General features: G+C 60.1%; 23 protein-coding genes. 13 read left to right on the forward strand and 10 right to left on the reverse strand.

The features are described from left to right. Nucleotides 1–14 precede the first annotated feature (14 nt). The 3 genes from carB to dapB form a co-directional block, all read right to left on the reverse strand. On the reverse strand, nucleotides 15–3,239 hold the full coding sequence (gene carB / locus AACX78_RS15110) for a carbamoyl-phosphate synthase large subunit (RefSeq protein ID WP_042866219.1): 3,225 nt from the start codon (nucleotides 3,237–3,239) through the stop codon (nucleotides 15–17). A 16-nt stretch (nucleotides 3,240–3,255) separates the two neighbouring features. Further along, nucleotides 3,256–4,407 (reverse strand): glutamine-hydrolyzing carbamoyl-phosphate synthase small subunit, encoded by a 1,152-nt coding sequence (gene carA / locus AACX78_RS15115; protein ID WP_159166702.1) that lies wholly within the window; start codon nucleotides 4,405–4,407, stop codon nucleotides 3,256–3,258. Between the two features lie 676 nt (nucleotides 4,408–5,083). After that, nucleotides 5,084–5,896, reverse strand: coding sequence for a 4-hydroxy-tetrahydrodipicolinate reductase (gene dapB, locus AACX78_RS15120; protein WP_099992671.1), 813 nt, complete (start codon nucleotides 5,894–5,896; stop codon nucleotides 5,084–5,086). Nucleotides 5,897–6,137: 241 nt separating this feature from the next. Between dapB and AACX78_RS15125 the strand changes: the two genes are divergently transcribed. From AACX78_RS15125 to serA, 5 genes are all read left to right on the forward strand, one after another. After that, nucleotides 6,138–7,106, forward strand: coding sequence for an alpha/beta hydrolase (locus AACX78_RS15125; RefSeq protein ID WP_159166703.1), 969 nt, complete (start codon nucleotides 6,138–6,140; stop codon nucleotides 7,104–7,106). 415 nt (nucleotides 7,107–7,521) lie between these two features. Continuing rightward, nucleotides 7,522–8,856: a Na+/H+ antiporter NhaC family protein gene (locus AACX78_RS15130; RefSeq protein WP_159166704.1), complete on the forward strand. Its 1,335-nt coding sequence runs from the start codon at nucleotides 7,522–7,524 to the stop codon at nucleotides 8,854–8,856. Nucleotides 8,857–9,009: 153 nt separating this feature from the next. Then, on the forward strand, nucleotides 9,010–9,618 hold the full coding sequence (locus tag AACX78_RS15135; RefSeq protein WP_005314624.1) for a 5-formyltetrahydrofolate cyclo-ligase: 609 nt from the start codon (nucleotides 9,010–9,012) through the stop codon (nucleotides 9,616–9,618). Nucleotides 9,619–9,873: 255 nt separating this feature from the next. Beyond that, complete coding sequence (rpiA, locus tag AACX78_RS15140; protein ID WP_099992665.1) at nucleotides 9,874–10,527, forward strand: ribose-5-phosphate isomerase RpiA; 654 nt, start codon at nucleotides 9,874–9,876, stop codon at nucleotides 10,525–10,527. Between the two features lie 228 nt (nucleotides 10,528–10,755). Then, a complete protein-coding gene (serA, locus tag AACX78_RS15145) occupies nucleotides 10,756–11,988 on the forward strand; it encodes a phosphoglycerate dehydrogenase (protein ID WP_099992663.1) in 1,233 nt (410 codons plus the stop codon). Nucleotides 11,989–12,226: 238 nt separating this feature from the next. Here serA and AACX78_RS15150 read toward each other — a convergent pair whose 3' ends face one another. Beyond that, nucleotides 12,227–12,607: a diacylglycerol kinase gene (locus AACX78_RS15150; protein WP_159166705.1), complete on the reverse strand. Its 381-nt coding sequence runs from the start codon at nucleotides 12,605–12,607 to the stop codon at nucleotides 12,227–12,229. A gap of 154 nt (nucleotides 12,608–12,761) precedes the next feature. Between AACX78_RS15150 and AACX78_RS15155 the strand changes: the two genes are divergently transcribed. Beyond that, nucleotides 12,762–13,826, forward strand: coding sequence for a 3-deoxy-7-phosphoheptulonate synthase (locus AACX78_RS15155; protein WP_159166706.1), 1,065 nt, complete (start codon nucleotides 12,762–12,764; stop codon nucleotides 13,824–13,826). Nucleotides 13,827–13,910: 84 nt separating this feature from the next. Here AACX78_RS15155 and AACX78_RS15160 read toward each other — a convergent pair whose 3' ends face one another. From AACX78_RS15160 to AACX78_RS15170, 3 genes are all read right to left on the reverse strand, one after another. Further along, nucleotides 13,911–14,720: an ATP-binding cassette domain-containing protein gene (locus tag AACX78_RS15160; protein WP_201302955.1), complete on the reverse strand. Its 810-nt coding sequence runs from the start codon at nucleotides 14,718–14,720 to the stop codon at nucleotides 13,911–13,913. 59 nt (nucleotides 14,721–14,779) lie between these two features. After that, entirely contained in the window at nucleotides 14,780–15,787 is a 1,008-nt protein-coding gene (gene btuC, locus AACX78_RS15165; protein ID WP_058394150.1) for a vitamin B12 ABC transporter permease BtuC, read from the reverse strand. A 103-nt stretch (nucleotides 15,788–15,890) separates the two neighbouring features. Beyond that, complete coding sequence (locus AACX78_RS15170; RefSeq protein WP_159166707.1) at nucleotides 15,891–16,622, reverse strand: substrate-binding periplasmic protein; 732 nt, start codon at nucleotides 16,620–16,622, stop codon at nucleotides 15,891–15,893. Nucleotides 16,623–16,733: 111 nt separating this feature from the next. Here AACX78_RS15170 and AACX78_RS15175 point away from each other — a divergent pair, with 111 nt between their 5' ends. The 4 genes from AACX78_RS15175 to AACX78_RS15190 all read left to right on the forward strand — a co-directional run bounded on the left by AACX78_RS15175 (nucleotide 16,734) and on the right by AACX78_RS15190 (nucleotide 20,459). Beyond that, entirely contained in the window at nucleotides 16,734–17,090 is a 357-nt protein-coding gene (locus AACX78_RS15175) for a DMT family protein (RefSeq protein ID WP_005314602.1), read from the forward strand. A 59-nt stretch (nucleotides 17,091–17,149) separates the two neighbouring features. Beyond that, nucleotides 17,150–18,289, forward strand: a complete 1,140-nt coding sequence (gene tapW / locus AACX78_RS15180) for a type IVa pilus ATPase TapW (protein ID WP_011898593.1) — start codon at nucleotides 17,150–17,152, stop codon at nucleotides 18,287–18,289. Between the two features lie 272 nt (nucleotides 18,290–18,561). Beyond that, nucleotides 18,562–19,833, forward strand: a complete 1,272-nt coding sequence (gene glgC, locus AACX78_RS15185) for a glucose-1-phosphate adenylyltransferase (RefSeq protein ID WP_017412109.1) — start codon at nucleotides 18,562–18,564, stop codon at nucleotides 19,831–19,833. Nucleotides 19,834–19,979: 146 nt separating this feature from the next. Further along, nucleotides 19,980–20,459: a WbuC family cupin fold metalloprotein gene (locus AACX78_RS15190; protein ID WP_201302869.1), complete on the forward strand. Its 480-nt coding sequence runs from the start codon at nucleotides 19,980–19,982 to the stop codon at nucleotides 20,457–20,459. Between the two features lie 95 nt (nucleotides 20,460–20,554). On the opposite strand, the gene AACX78_RS15195 is transcribed toward AACX78_RS15190, so the two are convergent. From AACX78_RS15195 to AACX78_RS15205, 3 genes are read right to left on the reverse strand one after another with little or no spacing between them, the layout of a single operon-like run. Then, a complete protein-coding gene (locus AACX78_RS15195; RefSeq protein ID WP_021140137.1) occupies nucleotides 20,555–20,797 on the reverse strand; it encodes a FeoC-like transcriptional regulator in 243 nt (80 codons plus the stop codon). Continuing rightward, the gene (gene feoB, locus AACX78_RS15200; RefSeq protein ID WP_159166709.1) at nucleotides 20,794–23,064 is read right to left on the reverse strand and encodes a Fe(2+) transporter permease subunit FeoB; all 2,271 of its coding nucleotides are present in this window, start codon (nucleotides 23,062–23,064) and stop codon (nucleotides 20,794–20,796) included. Before feoB ends, AACX78_RS15195 begins: the two co-directional genes overlap by 4 nt. After that, on the reverse strand, nucleotides 23,061–23,288 hold the full coding sequence (locus AACX78_RS15205; protein WP_005314583.1) for a FeoA family protein: 228 nt from the start codon (nucleotides 23,286–23,288) through the stop codon (nucleotides 23,061–23,063). The genes feoB and AACX78_RS15205 overlap by 4 nt, the downstream gene beginning before the upstream one ends. Nucleotides 23,289–23,407: 119 nt before the next feature. Here AACX78_RS15205 and AACX78_RS15210 point away from each other — a divergent pair, with 119 nt between their 5' ends. The 3 genes from AACX78_RS15210 to AACX78_RS15220 all read left to right on the forward strand — a co-directional run bounded on the left by AACX78_RS15210 (nucleotide 23,408) and on the right by AACX78_RS15220 (nucleotide 25,730). Continuing rightward, a complete protein-coding gene (locus AACX78_RS15210; protein WP_005314581.1) occupies nucleotides 23,408–23,737 on the forward strand; it encodes a translation initiation factor in 330 nt (109 codons plus the stop codon). A gap of 244 nt (nucleotides 23,738–23,981) precedes the next feature. Next, nucleotides 23,982–24,539 carry a TMEM165/GDT1 family protein gene (locus AACX78_RS15215; RefSeq protein WP_099992653.1) on the forward strand — a complete coding sequence of 186 codons (558 nt, stop codon included), beginning with the start codon at nucleotides 23,982–23,984 and terminating at the stop codon, nucleotides 24,537–24,539. 252 nt (nucleotides 24,540–24,791) lie between these two features. Next, entirely contained in the window at nucleotides 24,792–25,730 is a 939-nt protein-coding gene (locus AACX78_RS15220; RefSeq protein WP_159166710.1) for a DUF2157 domain-containing protein, read from the forward strand. Nucleotides 25,731–25,732: the final 2 nt, after the last annotated feature.

Below are 25,732 nucleotides of genomic sequence, written 5' to 3' on the forward strand. Positions count from 1 at the left end.
TTGTTACGCAATGCTTAGCGGTTTTTCACCTTCTGATGCAGCTCCTGCACCGAGTTCACGTTAGCGGTGGCATCCATGCTGATGGCCATGCAGGTGGCAAACGCCTCATTCATGGTGGTGGTATAAGCCACCTTGTGCTGCAAAGCGGCGCGGCGCAACTGCTTGGAGTCCTGGATCGCCACTCGCCCTTCGGCGGTGTTGACGATGTAGGTGTACTCGCCATTCTTGATGCGGTCGAGAATGTGCGGACGCCCTTCGTGCACCTTGTTGACCAAGCGCGGGTTGATGCTCGCTTCACCCAGGGCCACTGCGGTGCCGTGAGTGGCATCCAGCTCGTAGCCCAGCTCCAGCAGCTTGGCAGCCAAATCGACCACCAGCGCCTTGTCGCTGTGACGCACCGACAAGAGGGCACGACCCTCTTTCGGCACCGCATGGCTGGCACCCAGCTGGGCCTTGGCATAGGCCTCGGCAAAGCTGCTGCCCACCCCCATTACTTCACCGGTAGAGCGCATCTCTGGCCCCAGCAGCGGGTCAACCCCAGGGAACTTGGCGAACGGCAGTACCACCTCTTTCACCGAGTAGTAAGGCGGGATTATCTCGGTGGTAAAGCCCTGATCTTTCAGGCTCTGGCCGGCCATGACGCGGGCGGCAATCTTGGCCAGCGGGGCACCGGTCGCCTTGGAGACGAAGGGCACGGTACGGGCGGCACGCGGGTTCACTTCGATGAGGTAGATGTCATCGCCCTTGACCGCAAACTGCACGTTCATCAGGCCGACCACACCGAGTTCCAGTGCCAGCTTGCGCACCTGCTCGCGGATCTCGTCCTGAATTTTCTTGGACAAGGTGTAGGGCGGCAGGGAGCAGCCGGAGTCACCGGAGTGGATACCGGCCTGCTCGATATGCTCCATGATGCCGCCGATGACCACATCGGTGCCGTCGCAGATGGCATCCACGTCCAGCTCGGTGGCATCGTCCAGGAAGCGGTCCAGCAGTACCGGCGATTCGTTGGAAACGCTCACCGCCTCGGCGAAGTAGCGACGCAGGTCGGTCTCGTCATAGACGATCTCCATGGCGCGGCCACCCAGCACGTAGGAGGGGCGCACCACCAGCGGGTAAGTGATCCGCTCGGCGGTCAGCACTGCCTGCTCCAACGCGGTGACTGTGCCGTTTTCCGGCTGCTTGAGGCCGAGGCGCTCAACGGCGGACTGGAAGCGCTCGCGGTCTTCGGCGCGGTCGATGGCATCCGGGCTGGTACCGATGATCGGCACGCCGTTCGCTTCCAATGCCCGTGCAAGTTTGAGCGGGGTCTGGCCGCCGTACTGCACGATAACGCCCTTGGGTTTTTCGATACGCACGATTTCCAGCACATCTTCCAGGGTCACCGGCTCGAAGTAGAGGCGATCCGAGGTGTCGTAATCGGTGGAGACGGTTTCCGGGTTGCAATTGACCATGATGGTCTCGTAACCGTCTTCGCGCAGGGCCAGTGCCGCGTGCACGCAGCAGTAGTCAAACTCGATGCCCTGACCGATACGGTTCGGGCCGCCGCCGATGATCATGATCTTGTCACGATTGGTCGGGTTGGCCTCGCACTCTTCGTCATAGCTCGAATACATGTAGGCGGTGTTGGTGGCGAACTCGGCCGCGCAGGTATCGACCCGCTTGTAGATCGGGAAGATGTTGTGGCGGGCACGCAACTTGCGCACCTCGCCCTCGGCCACGCCGAGGATCTTGGCCAGGCGCGCGTCGGCGAAGCCCTTGCGCTTGAGGGCGCGCAAGAAGTCGGCGTCAAGACCGGCCATGCCGCGCTCTTTCACCTGCTCTTCCAGCTTGATGAGATCTTCTATCTGTACCAGGAACCAGGGATCAATCTTGGTCAGCTTGAAGATGCCGTCCATGGAGAGACCGGCGCGAAACGCATCGGCGATGTACCAGATGCGGTCGCAGCCAGCGTCCTGCAGCTCGTGGCGGATGCGGGTCAGGGAGTCAGGGGCATTGAGGTCAACCATGGGGTCGAAGCCGGTCTTGCCGGTCTCGAGACTGCGCAGCGCCTTGTGCAGGGACTCCTGGAAGTTGCGGCCTATGGCCATCACTTCACCAACCGACTTCATCTGTGTGGTGAGACGGTCGTTGGCACCGGCAAATTTTTCGAAGTTGAAGCGCGGCACCTTGGTGACCACGTAGTCGATGGCCGGCTCGAAGGAGGCCGGAGTGCGACCGCCGGTGATGTCGTTCATCAGCTCGTCGAGGGTGTAACCGATGGCGAGCTTGGCGGCGATCTTGGCGATGGGGAAGCCGGTCGCCTTGGAAGCCAGCGCAGAGGAGCGGGACACCCGCGGGTTCATCTCGATGATGACCATGCGGCCATCTTTCGGGTTGATACCGAACTGGACGTTGGAGCCGCCGGTCTCGACGCCGATCTCGCGCAGTATCGCCATGGAGGCGTTGCGCATGATCTGGAACTCCTTGTCGGTCAGCGTCTGGGCTGGCGCGACCGTGATGGAGTCACCGGTGTGGATGCCCATGGGGTCGAAGTTTTCGATGGTGCAGACGATGATGCAGTTGTCGTTGCGATCCCGCACCACTTCCATCTCGTACTCTTTCCAGCCGATGAGCGACTCATCGATCAGCAGCTCCTTGGTCGGCGACAAGTCCAGACCGCGCTCGCAGATCTCGACGAACTCTTCGGTGTTGTAGGCAATGCCGCCGCCCGAGCCACCCATGGTAAAGGAGGGGCGGATGATGCAGGGGAAGCCGACCATCTGCTGCACGCCCCACGCCTCTTCCATGTTGTGGGCGATGCCGGCGCGCGGGCATTCCAGACCAATGCTCTTCATGGCGATGTCAAAGCGACGGCGATCTTCGGCCTTGTCGATGGCGTCGGCGGTGGCACCTATCATCTCGACACCGAACTCGGCCAGCACGCCATGCTTTTCCAGATCCAGCGCGCAGTTCAATGCAGTCTGGCCACCCATGGTGGGCAGCACGGCATCCGGGCGCTCTTTCTTGATGATCTCGCGTACCACTTCCCAGGTGATGGGCTCTATGTAGGTGGCATCGGCCATCTCGGGGTCGGTCATGATGGTGGCCGGGTTGGAGTTCACCAGGATGACGCGGTATCCCTCCTCGCGCAGGGCCTTGCAGGCCTGGGCGCCGGAGTAGTCAAATTCGCAGGCCTGACCGATGACGATGGGGCCGGCGCCGAGGATCAGGATGCTCTGTAGGTCGTTACGTTTTGGCATGGCTTCTCTTTTCCTCTTAAGCGCGATACTGCTTGATCAATTCAATAAAGTGGTCGAACAGACCGGCACAGTCGTGCGGGCCCGGGCTCGCTTCGGGGTGACCCTGGAAGCTGAAGGCCGGACGGTCGGTGCGGTGGATGCCTTGCAAAGACCCGTCAAACAGAGAGACGTGGGTGGGGCGCAGGCAATCCGGCAGTGAGCTCTCGTCCACTGCAAAGCCGTGGTTCTGGGCGGTGATCATGACGGTGTTGTCATCCAGGCTCTTCACCGGATGGTTGGCGCCGTGATGGCCGAACTTCATCTTCACCGTCTTGGCACCGGAGGCCAGACCCAGCAGCTGGTGACCCAGGCAGATGCCAAATACCGGCGTGTTGGTGTTGAGGAAAGCCTTGATGGCCTCGATGGCATAGTCACACGGCTCGGGGTCACCGGGGCCGTTGGAGAGGAAGATGCCATCGGGGTTCATCGCCAACACTTCGGCGGCCGGTGTCTTGGCCGGTACTACCGTCAGACGGCAGCCACGATCCACCAGCATCCGCAAAATGTTGCGCTTGACGCCAAAGTCGTAGGCTACCACGTGGTATTTGAGTTCATCGGCCGCCGGGGTGACATGCCCCTTGCCAAGCTGCCAGCTACCTTCAGTCCAGTTGTACGCCTCGCCAACCGTGACCTCTTTGGCCAAGTCCATCCCCTTCAAACCGGGGAAGGCGCGGGCCTGTTCGAGGGCATATGCCTCATCGACCTGTTTGCCCGCCACCTCTTTGCCGGCATAAATACAGCCAGCCTGGGCGCCTTTCTCGCGCAGGATGCGGGTCAGTTTGCGGGTGTCGATGTCGGCGATGCCAACTATGTTGTGAGACTTGAGGTAATCGGAGAGGGATTGCTGATTGCGGAAATTGGAGGCAAGTATCGGAAGGTCCCGGATGATCAATCCCTGTGCATGGATTTGACTGGACTCTTCATCTTCGCTGTTGGTGCCGGTGTTGCCTATATGGGGGTAAGTGAGGGTGACTATCTGACGGGAATAAGAGGGATCGGTAAGGATTTCCTGATAGCCCGTCATCGACGTATTGAAAACCACTTCACCAACGGAACATCCCTCGGCGCCTATCGACACGCCTTTGAACACAGTTCCATCTTCCAGCACTAGCAATGCAGTGTGATTCAAGACAACCTCCAGTTATTTAGCTTTAAATTCAGCAATTTACCTGGGTGTTGCGGGTCCGGACGCTGTTTGAAACAGGGCTCAAACCCGGCAGATTTCTGGCAAATTGGGCGCATTCTACTTAAAAATGATCGCATTTCAACGTCTTTTCTCGTTTTAAATGCATCTAAATTCAATAAACAAGCAACATTACCCATTATCTATGCACTCAATCGCTTTGCAACCCCCTCCAGCAAAAGAAAAGCCAGAACCCGCGACAAAAGTGGCACCTTGTGCCACTCAAAGTACAAAAACCAACATTTAATCCTTTAAAAACAAGTGACTGTGATTTATAAAAAAACCTAACCAGCCATAAAAAGAGTCATTTAATGACAGATAAGTGACTTGAAAAAATAGAAAACGTTTTTCTTGTTTTGAATTTTTAGTCTTTTTTGTGACATGTGAAAAAATGCGACCGCAGGGAGTGTAGAGGCCCAATCTCGTTACGCTTTGATGACATTTGACAGAAGGGGGCCAGGCCACCGTTCTAGAAAGAGGTAGTTTGGATGGTTTGGGTGAAAAAACGCGGCGTAATCACCATTTATACAAGAAAATACGAAAAACCCCGGCGAACCGGGGTTTGGCAAGGCAGTGGGTGCCCCTCCCAGGGGGAGCGATGACACCCAGAACGTCAGGCAGCTTATTTCAGACTGAGTACATCCTGCATGTCGTAAAGACCGGCACCCTGCTGGCCAAGCCACTTGCCCGCGCGCACGGCGCCATTGGCGAAAGTGAGGCGGCTGGAGGCCTTGTGACTGATCTCCACCCGCTCGCCGATGTCGGCAAACATGACGGTGTGCTCCCCCACCAGATCGCCGGCGCGAATAGTGGCAAAGCCGATGGTGTTGCGATCCCGCTCGCCGGTGATCCCTTCACGGCCATAGACGGCGCACTCCTTGAGATCGCGGCCCAGGGTTTTGGCCACCACTTCCCCCATGGAAAGCGCAGTGCCGGACGGTGCATCCACCTTGTGTCTGTGATGTCCTTCGATGATCTCGATGTCGGTGTAATCCCCCATCACCTTGGCGGCCTGTTCCAGCAGCTTGAACACCAGGTTGACGCCGACCGAGTAGTTGGAGGCGAAGACGATGCCGATCTGCTTGCCCGCCTCTTTCAGCGCCGCCTTGCCTGCGTCATCAAAACCTGTGGTGCCGATCACCATCTGCTTGTTGTGGGCCAGGGCAAAGGCCAGATTGGCCAGGGTCACCTCAGGACGGGTGAAGTCGATGATGAGATCAAACTCATCCCGAACCTTGTCCAGACTGTCGCTGATCATCACACCCAGCTTGCCCAGACCGTTGAGCTCACCGGCATCCAGCCCGATCACGGCAGAGCCAGGTCGCTCCAGCGCTGCCCCTATCACCACGCCCTCGGCGTTGGTGATGGCTTCCAGCAGCACCTTGCCCATACGACCATTACAGCCCATCACGGCCACACGGATCGGATTGTCCATCTCCACCCTCTCATCTGTTTTATGGAAAGAGACCGTTTTACCAGCCTGCGCCGGCTTTGAAAAGCCGTGAGACACCCTCTTCGGTTCGGGCGCGACGGTGAACCGCTCAAAATGGCTGATCCACCCCTTGCCATTCTAACCCCGCAGACTGGCGGTTTGGGGTTTGGCAGAGACGGCGCCATCTGATAGGTTTACGCCGATATAAAGCCGCAATTGACACCCGCAACTAGGAAGTAAACATATGAATACGGAATTGCTGTGCGTACTGGGCCTGCTGTCCCTCGGCCTTGTCACCCTTGTGGGGGCGCTGCTGTTTGGCGGGCCAGGCCCGGCGCCGGAGATGGCCAGTATCAGCAACCCCTTCAAAACCCTTGACTGGAGCGGCCTGCCGCCGCTCTCAAGATACCCGGCCCGTGACGGCGCGCAGTTGGGCTACCGACACTATGCCCCCGCAGGCAAGGATGTCAGGGGTAGCGTTGTGCTGGTTCATGGCTCCTCGGCCAGCAGCCAGAGCATGCACATACTGGCGAGCGCCTTCTCGCAAGCCGGTTATGGTGCCTACACCCTCGATATCCGCGGCCATGGCGAGTCGGGCCAGAGAGGCACGATAGCCTACATAGGGCAACTGGAAGACGATCTGGAAGATTTCGCCGCAGCAGTGGCTCCGAGCAAACCCGCCACCCTCGCAGGCTTCTCGTCAGGGGGTGGCTTTGTGCTGCGCGTCGCCGGTGGCTCACGGCAAACCCTGTTTGACAACTACCTGCTCCTCTCTCCGTATCTGGGCCCCACTGCCGCCAACTACCGACCAAACAGCGGCGGCTGGGTGCGTGTCGGCATTCCTCGCCTGATCGCATTGAGCATCCTCAACGGTTTCCATATTTCAGCACTCAACCATCTGACCGTGCTGAACTTTGCGCTCAATGATGAAGCGAAAGCTCTCCTGACCCCCTCCTACTCCTTCAACCTCGCCTCGAATTTCCAGCCAGAGCGCGACTACCGGCAGAATTTGCGCAATGTAAAACGTCCCTGCGCCGTGATTGCGGGCACCGATGACGAGGCATTTAAAACCGACCAACTGGCACCCGAGTTAAGAGCGCTCGGCATTCAATGGCCCGTCACCCTGGTGCCGGATATCGGTCACATTGCCCTGACCCTCGATAAGCGCGCCCTGGCGGCAGCCGTTCAGGCCGTGGAGAAAATGACCCAGTAACAGCGCCGCCCTCACCGACTATCAAGGCCGCCTCATTGCCTGCAGGTGCGGGTGCCATGCCCAGCACGCGCAAGGCGTCGGCGGCCTACCCCAAAAGCAGATAACCCAGATACTCAGTACCATCAGCCCGTCAGCCCCGTCAGCCAAATGACATGTCAGTGAAAAGCGCCCTGCATGTCCCAAGTCGATGCCGAACAATTGACGACATTGATTAATTTTTCCGAACATACTTTTGATATTTCAATCTCATCAGAATTGACCGATAAAAAGCCCTATCCGTCTGGACGTCTATCTTGACCGAATGTCCCCGACTCACTACTGTAGGCGCCCCACAGCGGCAGGATGCCCGCCACGCTCATCCCATCAACCCGGGCTGGTGACGACAGGGAGGTCATGTTCAACCACAGAGGAATACATGATCCAGACCCAACCCAGCGCCAGAGCCCTGCTGCCTCTTCTGGTCTTTCTTGCTCTCTTTATCGGTACCGGCACCTGGCTTACCCTGCAGGGGGTCGAATTCGCCTTCTATCAACTGCCAGCCCCCGTGGCTGCACTGCCTGCCGTCATGCTGGCACTGACGCTGGGGAAAGAGGGGTTCAACAAGAACCTTGAAACCTTCTTCAAGGGGGTGGGTGACAGCAGCATAATGGCGATGTGCATCATCTATCTGCTGGCTGGCGCCTTCGCCACCGTGGCCAAGGCCACCGGTGGCGTCGATGCCACCGTCGCGCTCGGTCTGTCGCTGATCCCGGGCTGGTTCCTGCTGCCGGGCCTGTTCCTCATCTCTGCGTTCATTGCCACCGCCATGGGCACCTCCATGGGCACGATCGGTGCCGTGGCCCCTGTGGCTCTTGGCGTGGCCCAGGCAGCCGGTATCGATCCGGTACTGATGGCAGGCACCATTCTCTCCGGCGCCATGTTCGGCGATAACCTCTCCATCATCTCGGACACCACCATAGCGGCGACCCGCAGCCAGGGCTGCGAGATGAAGGACAAGTTTCGCGAGAACGTCAAGATTGCGGCCCCTGCCGCCATCGCAGTGATCCTGCTCTATCTGACCCTGGGTTCAGTGGGAGAAGCTCCCGCCACCACCGCCAGCGCGGACCTGTTCAAGGTGATGCCTTATCTGTTGATCCTGGTGCTGGCGCTCGCTGGCATGAACGTCTTCATGGTGCTGGGGATTGGCATTGTGGCCGCGGGCGCGGTTGGCATGATCAGCGGTTACCCGCTGGGCCAGTTCAGCAAAGACATCTATCAGGGCTTTACCGGCATGCAGGAGATCTTTTTGCTCTCCATGCTGATCGGCGGTCTTGGCGCCTTGATGGAACGCCAGGGCGGGCTGGCCTGGATCAGCGCCCGCATCAGCGCCCTGATTGCCCGCTTTACCCGCCAGCACGATGGCGAGCAGAACGAGAAGGCGGCTGAACTCGGCATCGCAGGCGTGGTGAGCTTGACCAACCTCTGCACCGCCAACAACACAGTGGCCATCATAGTGGCCAGCAAGGTAGCGCGGGAGCTGGCGGAACATCACGGTGTCACCCCGCGCCGCGCCGCCTCCATGCTGGATATCTTCTCCTGCGTGGTACAAGGGCTCATCCCCTGGGGCGCACAGGCGCTGCTGCTGGGCTCCATCTTCGCATTGTCGCCACTGGCGGTGGTGAGCATGAGCTTCTATCCCATGGCCCTGGCACTGGCGGCGATAGTGGCTGTCTTCATCAAGCATCAGATGGGCAAGACATCGGACAAATAACCGGGACGGCAGCCGGACCGGGCATTGCCCCCGGCCTGGCAGCCCATCCCCGCCGGGCTTGTCACCCTGTTCATCCCTCGCCGGCCTTGTTAAGGTAACCAGGCCTTTGCGGCCAACTCCCTGCTCACCCAGGTGCACAATACAGGAGCCCCCATGCCGGATACCCAACCCGAGCAAGCCCATGAGCGGCAAACCCTGCGCCAGCTCATTCGTCTGCGCAGAAAAAGCCTGAGCCAGGCCGAGCAACAGGAGGCAGCCCAGCAGCTGGTTGCCCAGTTCAAGCAGCACAGCGAGATCCTGGCCGCCAGACGCATCGCCCTCTACCTGGCCAACGATGGCGAACTCAACCCCCTGCCCGCCATCCACTGGCTCTGGGCCCAGCAAAAAGAGGTCTACCTGCCGGTGCTGCACCCCTTCACTCCGGGTCACCTGCTCTTCTTGCGCTACACAGCCACCAGCCCCATGACCCGCAATCGCTACGGCATCGCCGAGCCTGAGCTGGATATGTCCCAGGTGGTGCCTCATAGCACCCTGGACCTTATCTGTACCCCGCTGGTGGCATTCGATGCCGAGGGCAACCGGCTCGGTATGGGGGGTGGCTATTACGATCGCACCCTCGCCTGCTGGCACGAACACAAGCTGGGCCCCAAGCCACTGGGTCTCGCCCATGACTGCCAACAGGTGGATGCCGTGCCACAGGAGCAGTGGGACGTGCCGCTGCCGCAGATCATCACCCCGAGCCGCTGCTGGCAATTTGCATGACCGCACAGGCAGTCGGTCTATGCCGACTGCCTGTGACTGCCCCCGTTGGCTGTGCTGCCGTCTCTGTTTTTTGCCATCCCCCCTCTCGGTACAGCCTCCTTTTCGTGCCCGCCACGCCAGATGCCATCCAGAAGGCTCAATAAACAGGCAAACGATTTACATCTTGGGGATTTTTGGACCGGAACGTGACCTCTGTAGTCGCTCTGGGGGGGATGCTTGGATATAATGCGCCCGCTTTTTCCCAGAGGATCGATCATGACTCAAGATGAAATGAAGAAGGCGGCTGGTTGGGCTGCGCTCAAATACGTGGTGCCCGGTACCATAGTCGGGGTAGGCACAGGCTCTACCGTCAACCACTTTATCGATGCGCTGGCGACCATGAAGGACCAGATTGAAGGGGCGGTATCCAGCTCAATCGCCTCCACCGAGCGCCTCAAAGCCTTGGGTATCAATGTGTATGACCTCAACGACATCGATGCCCTCTCCGTCTACGTGGATGGCGCCGACGAGATCAATGCCACCCGCGACATGATCAAGGGCGGTGGCGCGGCCCTGACCCGCGAGAAGATAGTGGCAGCCGTGGCTGACAAGTTCATCTGCATCATCGACAACACCAAAACCGTGGACGTGCTGGGCCAGTTCCCGCTGCCGGTAGAGGTGATCCCCATGGCCCGTGAATACGTGGCCCGCGAGATCCGCAAACTGGGTGGTCACCCCGAGTGGCGCCAAGGTGTGGTCACCGACAACGGCAACATCATACTGGACGTCAAGGGCATGGCCATCAAGGATGCCAAGGCACTGGAAGTAAAGCTCAATGGCATAGTGGGCGTGGTCACCAACGGCCTGTTTGCCCACCGTGGCGCGGACGTGGTGCTGATCGGCACACCTGACGGGGTCATCACCCAATAAGGCCGCCTCGGCAACATCATTGCTCTGCAAATCGACGACGGCGCCTGATGGCGCCGTTTTCATTTATCACTCAATGAGTTGCAAACTGTGGTTTACAACTATCGTTGAAAACTTCAAAGAATTTGACTTTCGTCACAAATATTCCCTCTCACAATCGTTTTTGCTACTTTACGGTTTTCTTCACAGACCATATCTGCACTCATTCTTTGCATACATAGAGGGATCGTCATGACTGCCAAGTTTTCGCTGGACAAGGATAAGATCAAGGTGCTGCTGCTGGAGGGAGTGCATCCCAACACGGTAGAGACCTTTCGTGCCGCAGGTTATACCAGCGTGGAGTACCTCAAGACTTCCCTGTCGGAAGAGGATCTGATCGAGCGCATTCGTGATGTGCATTTCGTGGGCCTGCGCTCGCGCACCCAACTCACCGAAAAGGTGCTGGATGCCGCAAGCAAGCTGGTCGCCATCGGCTGCTTCTGCATCGGGACCAACCAGGTTGACCTCGACGCCGCCCACCTGCGTGGCATCCCCGTCTTCAACGCTCCCTTCTCCAATACCCGTTCCGTTGCAGAGCTGGTGCTGGGCGAGATACTGCTGCTGCTGCGCGGCATCCCGGAGAAAAACGCCAAGTGCCATCGCGGCGTGTGGGAAAAACTGGCCAATCGCTCGGTGGAAGCCCGTGGCAAGAAGCTCGGCATCATAGGCTACGGCCATATCGGTACCCAGCTTGGCATCATAGCCGAGAGCATCGGCATGAAGGTCTACTACTACGACATCGAGAACAAGCTCTCCCTGGGCAACGCCATCCAGGTGCCGAGCATGGTCGAACTGCTCAACATGTCCGATGTCATCAGCCTGCACGTGCCGGAGACCGCCTCCACCAAGAACATGATCGGCGCCGAGCAGCTGCGCATGATGAAACCGGGCGCCATCTTCATCAACGCCGCCCGCGGTACCGTGGTGGATATTGATGCCCTGGCCGACGTCATCAAGAGCGGTCATGTTTCCGGTGCCGCCATCGACGTCTTCCCGGTTGAGCCCAAGTCCAATGACGAAGAGTTCCTGAGCCCGCTGCGCGGGTTGGACAACGTGATCCTCACCCCCCATATCGGTGGCACCACTCAGGAAGCCCAGGAGAACATTGGTCTGGAAGTGGCCAACAAGCTGGTCAAGTATTCTGACAACGGCTCCACCCTCTCCGCCGTCAACTTCCCGGAAGTCTCGCTGCCGGGCCACAAGGGCTCCAGCCGCCTGCTGCACATTCACCGCAACCAGCCGGGCGTCATGAACAAGATCAACCAGATCTTCGCCGAAGAGGGGATCAACATCGCCGGTCAGTACCTGCAAACCAGCAGCCATATCGGTTATGTGGTGATCGACGTGGAGACAGAGCACAGCGAGAAGGCGCTCTCCAAGCTCAAGGAGATCAACGGCACCATACGTGCGCGGATCCTGCATTGAGCCGTCGGGCTATGCCACCAAGCAACTAACCCAACCGACAAAACGCAGTAAACAAGAAACCCGCCGAATGGCGGGTTTCTTTATGGCCGGGTACTGTGGTTCACCAGAGAGCATCGGTTCGATTGGCACAGCGTAATCGGACGCCCCTGTCTCTTCGCCACGAGAAAGGTTGCTATCGCAACCTACCACCAGCCCAGCTGGGTTATGCCCCGCCGGGCTTTTCTTGGTACCGAAAACACTACCACCAGCCGAGCAGGTTGCGCCCTACCAGAGCACCCCACACTAGGGCATTGAGCGCCAGGGCGATAAAGACGGCGGCGGAGCCAAGATCCTTGGCGCGGCCCGACAGCTCGTGATACTCCGAGCCCACCCTGTCTACCACTGCCTCGATGGCGGAGTTGAGTACCTCGACGATCACCACCAGCCAGCTGATGGCCACCAGCAGCAGGATCTGGTTGAGGGAATCCCCGAGCCAGAAGGCCAACGGCATCAGCAGCAGGATCAACATCAGCTCCTGCCTAAAGGCCGCCTCGTTGACCCAGGCTGACTTGAGCCCCTTCATGCTGTAACCGGTTGCGTTGATGATGCGGGTAACCCCGGTTGCTCCTGGCTTTGCCACGCTATCTACCTCATTTGGCGTCGTTTTGGGGTTCACATCCTATCAGAGCCCCTCGAGGTTTCCATCAGGGGCATTTTGCTTTATTTTATCCCCTTGCATTTTCGGCACGCGGTCAACGCTACAGCCCACGCCACCCACTCGAGAATTGAGTCGTATGTCCATTCACACCGATGAATTGCGCACCCGTCGCCTGGAGTCCCTGATCACTCCAAGCGAGCTCGCGCACGCCTTCCCGTTAAACGACACTGTTGCCCAGAACCTGCTGGATGCCCGCCGCGAAGTGGAAGCCATTCTGGCCGGTGAGGATCAGCGCCTGCTGGTCATCGTCGGCCCCTGTTCCATCCATGATCCGGCCGCCGCCCATGAGTATGCCCGTCGCCTCAACGCCCTGCGCGAGCAGTACAAAGAGAGCCTCTGCATCGTAATGCGCACCTACTTCGAGAAGCCGCGCACTATCGTCGGCTGGAAGGGGCTCATCAATGATCCGCGCCTCGATGGCAGCTTCGATGTCAACGAAGGGCTGAAACTGGCCCGCAAGCTGCTGGTCGACATCAACGAGATCGGCATGCCCACCGCCACCGAGTTTCTCGATATGGTGACCGGCCAGTACATCAGCGATCTCATCACCTGGGGTGCCATAGGCGCACGTACCACCGAATCCCAGGTACACCGCGAGATGGCCTCCGCCCTCTCCTGTCCGGTCGGCTTCAAGAACGGCACCGACGGCAACACCCGCATCGCCATCGATGCGGTGCGCGCCGCCCGCCACAGCCACATCTTCTATTCCCCGGACAAGGACGGCAAGATGACCATCTACCGCACCGCCGGCAACCCCTATGGCCACGTGATCCTTCGTGGCGGCCACAGACCCAACTACGATACCGCCAGCATCGACGAGGCGTGCGAAGCCCTGGCCGACGTGGGCCTGCCGGAGCGCCTGGTGGTGGATTTCAGCCACGGCAACAGCATGAAGGATCACCGCCGTCAGCTGCTGGTGGCCCAGGACATCTGCGATCAGCTGCGCCGCGGCCGTACCGGCATCGCCGGCATCATGGCCGAGAGCTTCCTGGTGGAAGGTCGTCAGGATGTGGAGAATGGCTGCGCTGCCACCTTCGGCCAGAGCATCACGGATGCCTGCCTGTCGTGGAGCGACACAGAGACGCTGCTGGCCATGCTGGCAGAGGCCGCCCAGGTACGCCTGAGCAAACAGGCTCGCTAACCCTGCGTTACCCGAAAGACAGAAAGGGCCGGATATCACTGATATCCGGCCCTTTTCTTTACCTGCGGATCACTGCCAGCGCTGCTAGAGGCTCGGCATAAACCAGACCCGACCGGCCGCCTCAATGCGGTCGGTCTTGATCTGGAACACTCGCTCCAGCAAGGCTTCGTCGATGACATCGCCCCCCCCCTCGCTCACCACGCGCCCCTGCTGCAGACAGAGGATCCGATCCGCCCAGTCGATGGCCAGATTGATGTCGTGGATGGCGAGCACCACCAGCAGCCCCTGCCGTGCCAACGATTTCAGCAGCCGCAACAGCGCCAGCTGATGGTGCAGATCCAGCCCCGCCAGCGGTTCGTCGAGCAGCAAGACTCGCCCCGCCGGATTGAGGCCGGGCCACACCTGCAGCAGGGTACGGGCGATCAGCACCCGCTGTTGCTCCCCGCCGGAGAGGCGACTGAAGTCCCGCGCCAATAGCGAGCTCAGCTCAAGTGCATCGCACAGGGCGTCGACGGCATCGCTCTGGGCCTGCTTCACATCGCCCGGTTGCCTGACCTGCACCCGCTCATCCAGCCCTATGGCCAGCACCTGAAACACAGGAATATGAAACAGCTGGCGCTGGCGCTGGGGCAGCATGGCGCGGCGCTGGGCCAACTCCGGCCAGCTCAGCTCGCGGATCGCCACCCCGCCAAGCCGCACTGTGCCCGCGGCGGGCAAAATACCGGCCAGGGCGCCAAGCAGGGTGGATTTGCCACTGCCGTTGGGGCCGAGCAGGGCCACCAGCTGACCGCCCTGCCAATCGAGATCCAGCGCAGCCAGTCGTTCCGGGATCGCAAGGGCTCGCGCCTCGAGCAGGGAGGCTGACTCAAGCAAAGAGGGATCAGCGGGCAGCATCGGCATCTTGCCTCAACAGCGGGTAGACAACTTGAGCATGTCGGCATTCGGGCCGGTATTTATGCGGTAGCATTGGCATCTTGCCTCAGCAGCAGATAGATGAAGAGCGGGGCGCCGACCGAGGCGGTGATGACACCGATGGGCAGCTCACCGGCGCTTAATGCAGAGCGTGCAACCAGATCGGCCCCCAGCAGAAGGGCACCGCCCCCCAGCGCCGAAGCGGGCAACAGGAAGCGTTGATCGCTGCCACCACACAGACGCAGCAGATGGGGCACCACCAGCCCGACAAAGCCGATGACACCGCATAGCGACACGGCAATGCCGGTGAGCAGACAGACCGCCAGCACCAGTCGCACCCGCATCCTGTCCACGTCCAGTCCCATCAGACGGGCCTGGGTCTCCCCCAGCAGCAGTTGCTGCAAGGCCCTGCCCTGCCAGCAAAGCCAGCCGAGCGTCAGCGGCAGCACCAGCCACCACCAGGCCAGTTGCTGGCTGCCATAGGAGAGGCTGCCCATCATCCAGAACATGTATTCGCGCAGAGAGCCGTCATCGGCAAAGTACATCAACCAGGTCATGGCCGCATTGGTGAGGATGCCGATGGCGACCCCGAACAGCAGCAGACGGGTATGGCCGAGCCTGGCCCGACGCGCCAGCCGAATGAGCAGCATGGTCACCGCAAGGGCGCCACCAAACGCTGCCAGCGACAAGCCCCAGCCCGGCAGATAGATACCGAGGGACTTGGCCACGGCCATCGCCACCATGGCGGCGAGGCCAGCGCCGCTCGACACGCCAAGCAGGCCGGGTTCGGCCACCGGGTTGTGCAGCATCACCTGCAGCACCGCGCCGCCGCAGGCAAGCGCCGCCCCCGCCAGCAGGGCCAGCAAGGCGCGGGGCAACCGCAATTCAAGCAGGATGCGTTGTTCAAGATCGCCCATGGGCTGCCAGGGCAGCAGCATGAATTCGCCCCAGATAAGGGAGAAGAAAAAGAGCAGCAGGGTCAGCAGCGTCAGGCAAAACAACCAGCCCCGCTGCCAGCGTTGCTGGCGGGCGAGCAAAGAGAGATACACAGAAGCTCCCCGAACGTGTACAAGGCCCGGCGCCGATGCTGTATTGACCAGCCCGGCGCACAAGGATGAAAAGTGCATGATAACAGTGCGTTACCACCCGAGGTCAAGGCTGGTAAGGTTTGGCAAGGGCACCTATCTCGCCGCTCGCCACCATCTCCTGCAACGCCAGCGCCAGCGGCTGCCGCAGGGCGTGGTGAGGGGAGCGCTTGCTCATGCCCAGATAGAGCATGACAGGCTTGGGTGGCAGATAGGCCGCCTTGATGAGCCCGGCCTCATTGTGCTGGCTCAGGGCATAATCCACCTGGCAATCCGTGCCTATCATCAGCGATAGATGGCCCCGCTGCACCATGCGCAGCAGTTGATCTTCGGTGGGTACGCCGTGCTTGTCGAGCCGGTTGTCCGAATCAAACGGCTCGAAGTAGGCGGAGTTGAGCACATGACCGACCTTGCGCCCCTGCAGGTCGGCATAGGTGTTAAGGGATGACACCACGGCCGGTTTGCCATAAAAAGACGTGTGGCACTGGTAGTAGGCAGGTTGCAGATAATCGATGAACGGTACCCGTTCCGGCGTCATCGCCACCCCCATCATGAGGTCAACCTGACCGGCCTGCATCTGCTTGAGAGCCCGTCCCCAGGGGACCCGCTTCACCTCGAACTGTATGCCGCTACGGCTCTGCAGCCGCTGCAGAATATCCATGTCCAACCCGCGAAACTGACCATCCGGTTGCAAGACGCGAAACGGTGGCCAAACATCGGTGGCCACCGTCAGGGTTGGTGCACCCTGTGCCTGGCAGGCCAGCAGCAGGCCAAACACTCCCCAGCCTCTCTTCCCCATCCCCGGCTCCCTGTGTCACCCACCCTTGATGGGTTAAAAATACCCTGCCGTGCCACTTATGGAAACCCGGGGTTCAGGGATAAAATGCGCCGGACTTTCAAGGAGAACCCAATGAACCCGATTTTCGCCAGTATCGGTCTGCTCTTGTGCAGCAACGTCTTCATGACGTTCGCCTGGTATGCCCACCTCAAGAGCATGAACCACAAACCCTGGATCATCGCCGCCCTGGTGAGCTGGGGCATAGCCCTGTTCGAATACCTGTTGCAAGTGCCCGCCAACCGTATCGGCCATACAGTGATGAGCGTTGGCCAGCTCAAGATACTGCAAGAGGTGATCACCCTTACCGTGTTTGTCCCCTTCTCGGTCTTCTATCTGAAAGAGGATCTGAAGTGGGATTACCTCTGGGCTGGCCTTTGCATCATGGGCGCGGTGTTTTTTGTGTTTCGCGAGAAACTCACCGGTGCCTGAGGCTGTACACTCAATAACATCCCAAGTAACGGCATCTCCTTGATAGACGAGGCAAAACCATGGAATTGCGAGACATGCTACAGATCCTGGCCAAGCAGGACGGCTCAGACCTCTATCTGTCGACCGGCGCCCCTCCCTGTGCCAAGTTCAACGGTGGGCTGCGCCCCCTGTCCGAGACGTCGCTCGAACCAGGGGAAGTGGCCAAGATAGCCGCCGACATCATGGATGGCGAGCAGAAGCAGCAGTTCGAGCGGGAGCTGGAGATGAACCTCGCCATCTCCCTGCCCCAGATAGGCCGTTTTCGGATCAACATCTTCAAGCAGCGCAACGAAGTCTCCCTGGTGGCCCGCAACATCAAGACAGAGATACCCCGCTTTGAAGATCTCAAACTGCCGCCCGTGCTGCTCGACACCATCATGGAAAAACGGGGCCTGGTGCTGTTTGTGGGCGGAACAGGCTCGGGCAAATCCACGTCGCTGGCGGCCCTCATCGACCATCGCAACCGCAACAGCGGCGGCCACATCATCACCATCGAGGATCCGGTGGAGTTCGTCCATCGTCACCGCAAGAGCATCATCAACCAGCGGGAGGTGGGGGTAGATACCCGCAGCTTCCATGCCGCGCTCAAGAACACCCTGCGCCAGGCACCGGATGTGATCCTCATCGGTGAAATTCGCGATCGCGAGACCATGGAACATGCCCTTGCCTTCTCCGAGACCGGGCATCTGGCCATCTCCACCCTGCACGCCAACAACGCCAACCAGGCGCTGGATCGCATCATCAACTTCTTCCCGGAAGAGCGCCGGCCACAGTTGCTCAACGATCTTGGCAACAACCTCAAGGCCTTTGTCTCCCAGCGACTGGTGAAAACCACAGACGGTGGCCGCCGGGCAGCGGTGGAGATCATGCTGGGCACCCACACCATCCGCGACATGATCAAACGCGGCGAATTTGGCAGCCTGAAAGAGGTGATGGAGAAATCCAGAGCACTCGGCATGGTCACCTTCGACAGCGCCCTGTTCGATCTGGTGGTGGAAGGGGTGATAGAGGAGGAAGAAGCGGTGAAAAACGCCGACTCGGCCAACAACCTGCGCCTCAAGATCAAGCTGTGGAAAGAGAAGGGCCAGATCGCCAACAGTGCGGATGCCACTGGCTGGAGTCTGGAGCCCACCAAGGACGAAAGTAACGATCCCTTCTAGTCTGCCCCCTGTCCCCTCCCCCTTGAACCGTCATCCGCCATGGCAGATGACGGTTCAAAAAAACGCCAGCCACCCATCATTGTCCTAGCCCCTGCCTCTTCTCGCCATGTTGCTATTTGGTTAACACCCGTCCCCGGCCATGGCGTTTGCTCACATAAATGACAAAAAAATCAATGTGAGCCCCCTGCTTGCAAAAAATGTCGTTGAAAGCCCTTTCATACAGGCCTCAAAGGAGGCAGTATCAAGAGATTCTATCAACAAAGGGGTATTCAATGTTGTTACAACCTGCCAATACAGCAAAATCCAGACAATTGCTGAACGAGACCATGGCCTTGGTTCTCGCAGGAGGGCGGGGCAGTCGCCTCAAGCAGTTGACGGACAACAGGGCGAAACCGGCAGTTCATTTTGGCGGTAAATTCCGCATCATCGACTTCGTACTCTCCAATTGCATCAACTCGGGGATCCGCCGGGTCGGCGTGGTCACCCAATACAAATCCCACAGCCTGCTGCGCCATCTGCAATCGGGCTGGTCATTCCTGCGCTACCAGATGAACGAATTCATCGATCTGCTGCCTGCCCAACAAAGGGTGGACGAGGTCAACTGGTATCGCGGCACCGCCGATGCCGTGTATCAGAATCTGGATATCATTCGCGATCACGCCCCCAAATATGTGGTGGTGCTGGCGGGGGATCACATCTACAAGATGGATTACGCCGCCATGCTGCTCGATCACGTCAACATGGGGGCCAAGGTCACAGTGGCCTGTATCGAGGTGCCGCGCATAGAGGCAAGCGCCTTTGGGGTGATGGCGGTGGATGGGGATCGCAAGATCAACGCCTTCGTCGAGAAACCGGCCAATCCGCCCGCAATGCCAGGCAAGGCCGACATGGCGCTGGCCTCCATGGGGGTCTACATCTTCGAAGCCGAGTATCTCTACCAGTTGCTGGAAGAGGACCTGGCCAACCAGGATTCCCACCACGATTTCGGCATGGACGTGATCCCGCGGGTGGTCAAGGAGGGATCCGCCTACGCCCATCCGTTCAGCATGTCCTGCGTCGGCTGCTGCCCGCAAAAACGCCCCTACTGGCGTGATGTGGGGACTGTGGATTCGTTCTGGGAAGCGAACATGGATCTCGCCTCCGTCACTCCCGAGCTCGATATCTATGATCAGGAGTGGCCCATCTGGACCAGCCAGACCATGACCCCCCCCGCCAAGTTCGTGCAGGACAGAAACGGCCAGCACGGCATGACCATCAACTCCATGTTCTCCGGTGGCACCATCGTCAGCGGCTCCTTCATCGTGAGTTCGGTGCTGTTCACCAATGTGCGCGTGCACTCCTTCTGCACCCTGGATCAGGCGGTGATCTTCCCCGGGGTCGAGATAGGTGCCGGTTGTCGCCTGCGCCGTGTGGTGGTCGACAAGGGCTGCATACTGCCCGAAGGGCTGGTGGTGGGGGAAAACGCCTGTGAAGATGCCCGCCGCTTCCACCGATCCGAGCAGGGCATAGTGCTGGTCACCAAAGAGATGCTGGCCAAGCTGTAAGCGAGTTGGTACACAGCAGCCACTGAACAAGGGAGCCCGACCGGCTCCCTTGTTTACATTTGCTTACGGCTCGTCCCTTGCCTGTCAGCCCCTCTGGCATGCTACTCTGCCGACGCTTCTGCCTTTGTCTTATGATGGAACTGCACATGAAAAAACTGGACGTCGCCCGCCTTGCCTGTCTCGCCACCGAGGCCGCCCACTCCCCGCGCCAGCGCATGAATCACAATCTGCACGACCAGCTGGCCGACCCCATCCAGCGGCTGGCCATTGCCATGGAGCCAGATACCTACATTCGCCCCCATCGCCATCTGCAAACCTGGGAGCTGCTCACCGCCCTGTGCGGGCGCTTCGTGGTGCTCAACTTTGACGATGAAGGCACTGTGGTTGCTCGTGGCGTACTGGGGGAAGAGACCTCGGTACTGGAGACCCCGGTCGCCACCTGGCATGCGGTGCTCTCCCTCGATCCCGGCGCCGTCATCTTCGAGGTGAAGCACGGCCCCTACGCACCGTTCAGGGAGGAAGACTTCGCCCCCTGGTCACCGGCCGTGGATGACATCGAGGGCCAGCAGGCCCTGATGGCCTGGTATCGCCACGCCGATGTGGGCCAGCGCTGGCCCGGGCGTTAACGCCCGGGCCTAGACGGCCAGCCGCAGAAACAACAAGACCCGCCGATGGCGGGTCTTGTTTATTGCATGATTGAGTGAGGGATCCGACAAGCGCGCTAGCGCTTTTGTACCAAACCAATCTGGCCGGGTTCACACCACTCGAACATCACCTCCTGGCTCTTGCCGCAGCAACTGCCACCGCATACCTGAGTCTCCCGCTTGGCCACACGGCCCTTGCGCATCCAGACGCCAAGCATGGCCTCCACCGCATCTTCCGAGGTATGGAAGTGGCGCGCCAGATCCCGCCGACTCACCTTGCGCTGCACGGCGAGATAATCCCCCAGCTCTCGCAGTATCATAAGGCCACCACCTTGCGGGCGACTATGTCACCGTGACGGCGGCCCAGCCACCAGAGCAGTAGCAGGGAGAAGCCATAGCTGCCAATCCAGAACAGGCTCTGCTCGGGGTGAGCGGCAAAGGTGGCCGCCTGATAGAAGACGGTGGCACACAGGAAGGCGGTGTAGTTGCACCAGGCGGCGGTCAGCAGCGCCCACTGGCGACCGGTTTCCCGCACCAGCGCGCCCATGGCGGCGGCGCAAGGCATGTAGAGCAGCACAAACAACAGGTAGGCAAAGGCACCGGCCGCGCCGTCGAAGTGAGTCTGCATGTTGCCGTAGGTGGACACGTCCACTTCCTGAGCTTCGGCAGCGGCTTGTCTGTCATCGAGCTCACCGACGGAGATCCCCATGGGATCGCTCGGGTTGATCTCCGCCAGATTGGCGGCAACGGCGGCGATGGCCTCATGGAAGCTGGCAACGAGGGAGTATTCACTCTCCTCCTCATCACCGGCACTGCCGGCATAGAGGCTGTTGAGAGTACCGACCACCGCCTCTTTGGCGAAGATACCGGTCACTATGCCGACCGTGGCCTGCCAGTTGTCATCGCGCACACCTATGGGGTGCAGCACAGGGGTGACCGCCTGACTGACCTTGCTCAGCACCGAGCTCTCCTGATCCTGGTGACCAAAGCTGCCATCTGTCCCCAGCGAGTTGAGAACGCTCAGCACGGCAACCACCAGCACTATGGTTTTACCGGCACCGAACACGAAGGATTTGAGTTTCTGCCAGGTCTTGATCCCCACGTTGATGGGGCGCGGCCACTCGTAATCGGGCATCTCCATCAGCATGGAGTCACTCTTGCCCGGCAGCAGAGTGCTGCGCAGCAAGAGGCCGGTGAGCACGGCCACCAGAATGCCGACGAGATAGAGACCGAACACCAGGTTCTGACCGGATTCGGGGAAGAAGGCCACCGCGAACAGAGCATAGACCGGCAGACGGGCACCGCACGACATGAAGGGCGCCATGGCCGAGGTCATCAGCCGCTCGCGCTCCGAGTTGAGGGTGCGGGTCGCCATCACGGAGGGAACCGTACAGCCAAAACCCATCAGCATGGGCACGAACGCCTTGCCCGGCAAGCCGAGGCGGCGCATCAGGGCATCCACCACGAAGGCCGCCCGCGCCAGATAGCCTGAGCTCTCCAGCACAGCCAGGAACAGGTAGAGACAGCCGATCACCGGAATAAAGGTAGCGACCGTCTGCAAACCGACCCCGAAGCCGCCCGCCAGTATGGCGCCAACCCACTCGGGGGCATTGACCAGCCCCAGCAGGTGATGTACCCCGTCCACAAACAGGGCGCCGCCCATGATGTCGAAGAAGTCGATGAAGGCGCTGCCCACATTGATGGCAAACAGGAACATCAGGTACATCATCAGCAGGAAGAAGGGGATGCCCACCCAGCGATTGAGCAGCACCCGATCCAGCCATTCACTCTGGGCAACGGTGAGTTTGCCCTTTTGCTGGCACGCCTGGCTGGTCCACTGATGAATGTGGCCATAGCGGATATCCGCCAGTTGCAGGTCTATGTCCTGAGCATGGTGCGCACGGGCAACCACATTGGTAGCGGCGGCCTGTTGCCCCGCCTGCAGGGTTTCCTGCATCGCCTCATCCTCTTCCAGCAGGCGCAAGGCGCGGCCACGGGCGGTGAGGTGATGGGGGGCGAGCAGTGTCTCCAGCTCCGCCAAATCTTTCTCAAGAGTGCTGCCGTAATCGAGCATCAGCGCCGGCTGGGGCTTGCCGATAAACTGCTGGATCTGGTGCTTGAAGGCGGCGACCTGCTGGCGATTGTGGGCCGACAGGGGCACCACAGGGCAACCGAGCGCCTTGGCGAGCAGGGCTTCATCTATGGTCACCCGTCGCTTTTGCAGGATATCCATCTTGTTGAGCACCACCACCATGGGCAGCCCCAGCTCGCGCAGTTGCAGCGTGAGGTAGAGAGAGCGTTCCAGGTTGGCGGCATCAATGACGTTGAGCAGCAGGTCCGGCTGCTGACCCTGCACGAAGCGGCTGGCGATCTGCTCGTCCAGGCTCCCTTCCTGATTGGCCAGGCTATAGATGCCGGGCAGGTCCATCAGCTTGTAGTCATGTCCCTGGGCAGAAAACTCGCCCATCTTCTTGTCGACGGTCACGCCACTCCAGTTGCCCACCTGCTGGCGGGCACCGGTCAGGGCGTTGAACAGCGAGGTCTTGCCGCTATTGGGATTGCCGACGGTTACGAGGGAGTAGTTCATACCAGTTCAACCTCGATTTGCAGGGCAAGGCTTTTTTGCATGGAGAGACAGATCCCCTGGCACTGGATCTGAAGCGGATCACCCAGCGGGGCCGCGCGCAGGAAGAGGACTTCGGTCTGTGGCAGCAGGCCCATCACCATCAATTTGCGCCGCAATGTACGTTCAAGATGGTTCATGTGCTTGATGCGAGCACTCTGTCCCGGTGACAACTGCGCGAGTACCATGACTGACTCCTGAAGTTAAACAATAATAATTCGCTTTTACTCGGGGCATTATAATCCGTGTTTCCCGCGCTGATTTGAGTAAAATCAAACTCCGCTTAGCTAACTCACAAATAACTGCCATGAGTCACGACAACAACAGCCATCTGGTTTACAGCACGGATGGCGGCATGATCAAGGAACAAACCCAGCCCCAATCCGCCTCCCCTTTTCCGCAGGATGGTACTGTGCGCATCCGGCGCGAGACCAAGGGGCGCAAGGGCGCCGGCGTCATCACTATCCACGGTGTACCGGCGGAACAGCAGAAAACCATCGCCACCCTGCTCAAGAAGAAATGCGGCACCGGCGGCGGTTTGAAAGAGGGGATCATCGAGATCCAGGGGGATAAACGGGACCTGATCAAGACCGAGCTGGAAAAAGCCGGTTTCAGCGTCAAGCTGGTCGGTGGTTGAGTCCCTTGTCTCGCGGATGGTTTTTCCCTAGAATGCCCGCTCCCATCGAGGGGGAGTAGTCTCGCAGTCCGACCCCAAACCGGTTTGCGACCCTGATCAACATACTTGGTGCCAACTCACCATGGTCAGGGTGATCCATCTAATCCATGGATTTGACAAGACCTTTGACGGGCCAGTGCCAATACCGGGGACGGATGGCGCAGGCTTGTCTCAGGTATAACAATTCCGTCCCCCGGTCATTTTTATGGAAGCCTTGTTAACCTCAACCCTGAGCGTGGCTATCGCCGAGATCGGCGACAAGACCCAGCTGCTGGCGTTGCTGCTCATCTGCCGTTTTCGCAAGCCCTGGCCCATCATAGCCGGCATGCTGGCGGCGACCCTGCTCAATCACGCCGGCGCCGCCTGGCTTGGCGAGTTCATCAGCCGCTGGCTGGACCCCAAAGTGATGACCTGGCTGGTCGCAGGCTCCTTCATTGCCATGGCGGCCTGGATCCTGGTACCTGACAAGCTGGATGATGAAGAGAGCCCGCTCGACAAGTACGGCCCCTTCATGGCCACCTTCGTGCTGTTCTTCATCGCCGAGATCGGTGACAAGACACAGATAGCCACTGTGCTGCTGGCGGCCAAGTATGACTCGCTGACGCAAGTCATCGCCGGTACCACCCTCGGCATGATGCTGGCCAACGTGCCCGTGGTACTGCTCGGCAAGCTGGGCGCCGACAAGCTGCCGCTCAAGGGGATCCGCATCGCCTGCGCCATCCTGTTTGCAGGGCTGGGGGTGAGTACTCTCATCTTCGCCTGACAAACCGCCGGCATGACCACAAGGCGGCGAGGCAAGCGTGAGCACTTGCCTACCCCGCTCCCATGCCGGCCTCGATGTCGTGCCATCACAAGCCAGCCCCGCCTCTATTCAACCAGGCGGGGCTTTTTGTTACCTGACATTTATTACCTGCCATCATACGGAGACGCAGCCTGCTGTCGCCCACGCACAGACAGGGAGTGTCCCGCAGTGCCAAGACAGTGGCATAATGCGGCAAACCTCATGGAGCATCCCATGCACTTTACCTCAAGACAGACGCTGCTCGACTGGGTCAGACGCGGACGCCTCGCCCAGACGCACCTGCCCGCCGCCCTCGCCCTGTGCGACTTGCCCCCTGCCAGTGCCCGCTGGCAATGGTTGTTTGATCGCCTGCTGCTCTGGCTCGGCAGTCTCTGCCTCGGTGCCGGTCTGGTGTTCTTCGTCGCCTTCAACTGGCAGGAGCTGGGCCGCGTCTCGCGCCTCGCCTTGCTGGAGCTGCCCCTGCTCGCCATGCTGGTGCTGCTGTGGCGAAAACCCATGACAGACACACCCCGTCAGGCACTGCTGCTGGCCATGGCGCTCAATATTGGCGCCCTGCTGGCCCTGGTGGGTCAGACCTACCAGACGGGTGCCGATCCCTGGCAGTTGTTCGCCACCTGGGCCCTGATGCTGCTGCCGCTGGCGGCGCTCGGCCAGAGCCCCCTGCTGTGGACCACGAGCTGGCTGCTCGGTCAGCTGGCGCTGATGCTCTACTGGCGACTCGGCCTGTTCAGCTTCTTTTTTGGCTTCGATGAAGAGGGGCTGGGCTGGTGTCTGACCCTGCTCAACGCCGCCTTATGGGGCGCCCTCTTGCTGGCCCCCACCCGCTTCAAGCTGATGCCCGCCTGGCTACCCGGGCTCGCCGCGGGATTGGGGGTCACACTGCTGACCCTGCTGGCACTGTTTGATGCCGCCTCCCCCTGGGTGTGGCCCGCCTGGCTGGGCTGGCTTGCCGCCGCTTACGCCCTCTGGCACCACAAATTTATCGCCGGGCTCGCCATGGGATGCCTGAGCCTCATCGCCGTTATCCTGACAGCCCTTGGCAAGTGGATGGATCCCGACGTGGACGGCTTCCTGCTGCTGAGCCTGATCGCCATCGGCCTCTCGGTCGCCGCCAGCCGCTGGCTGCAACAACAACGGAGGTCCCATGCATAAGC

Source organism: Aeromonas sp. 9A (assembly GCF_963900955.1).
GTDB lineage: Bacteria > Pseudomonadota > Gammaproteobacteria > Enterobacterales > Aeromonadaceae > Aeromonas > Aeromonas salmonicida.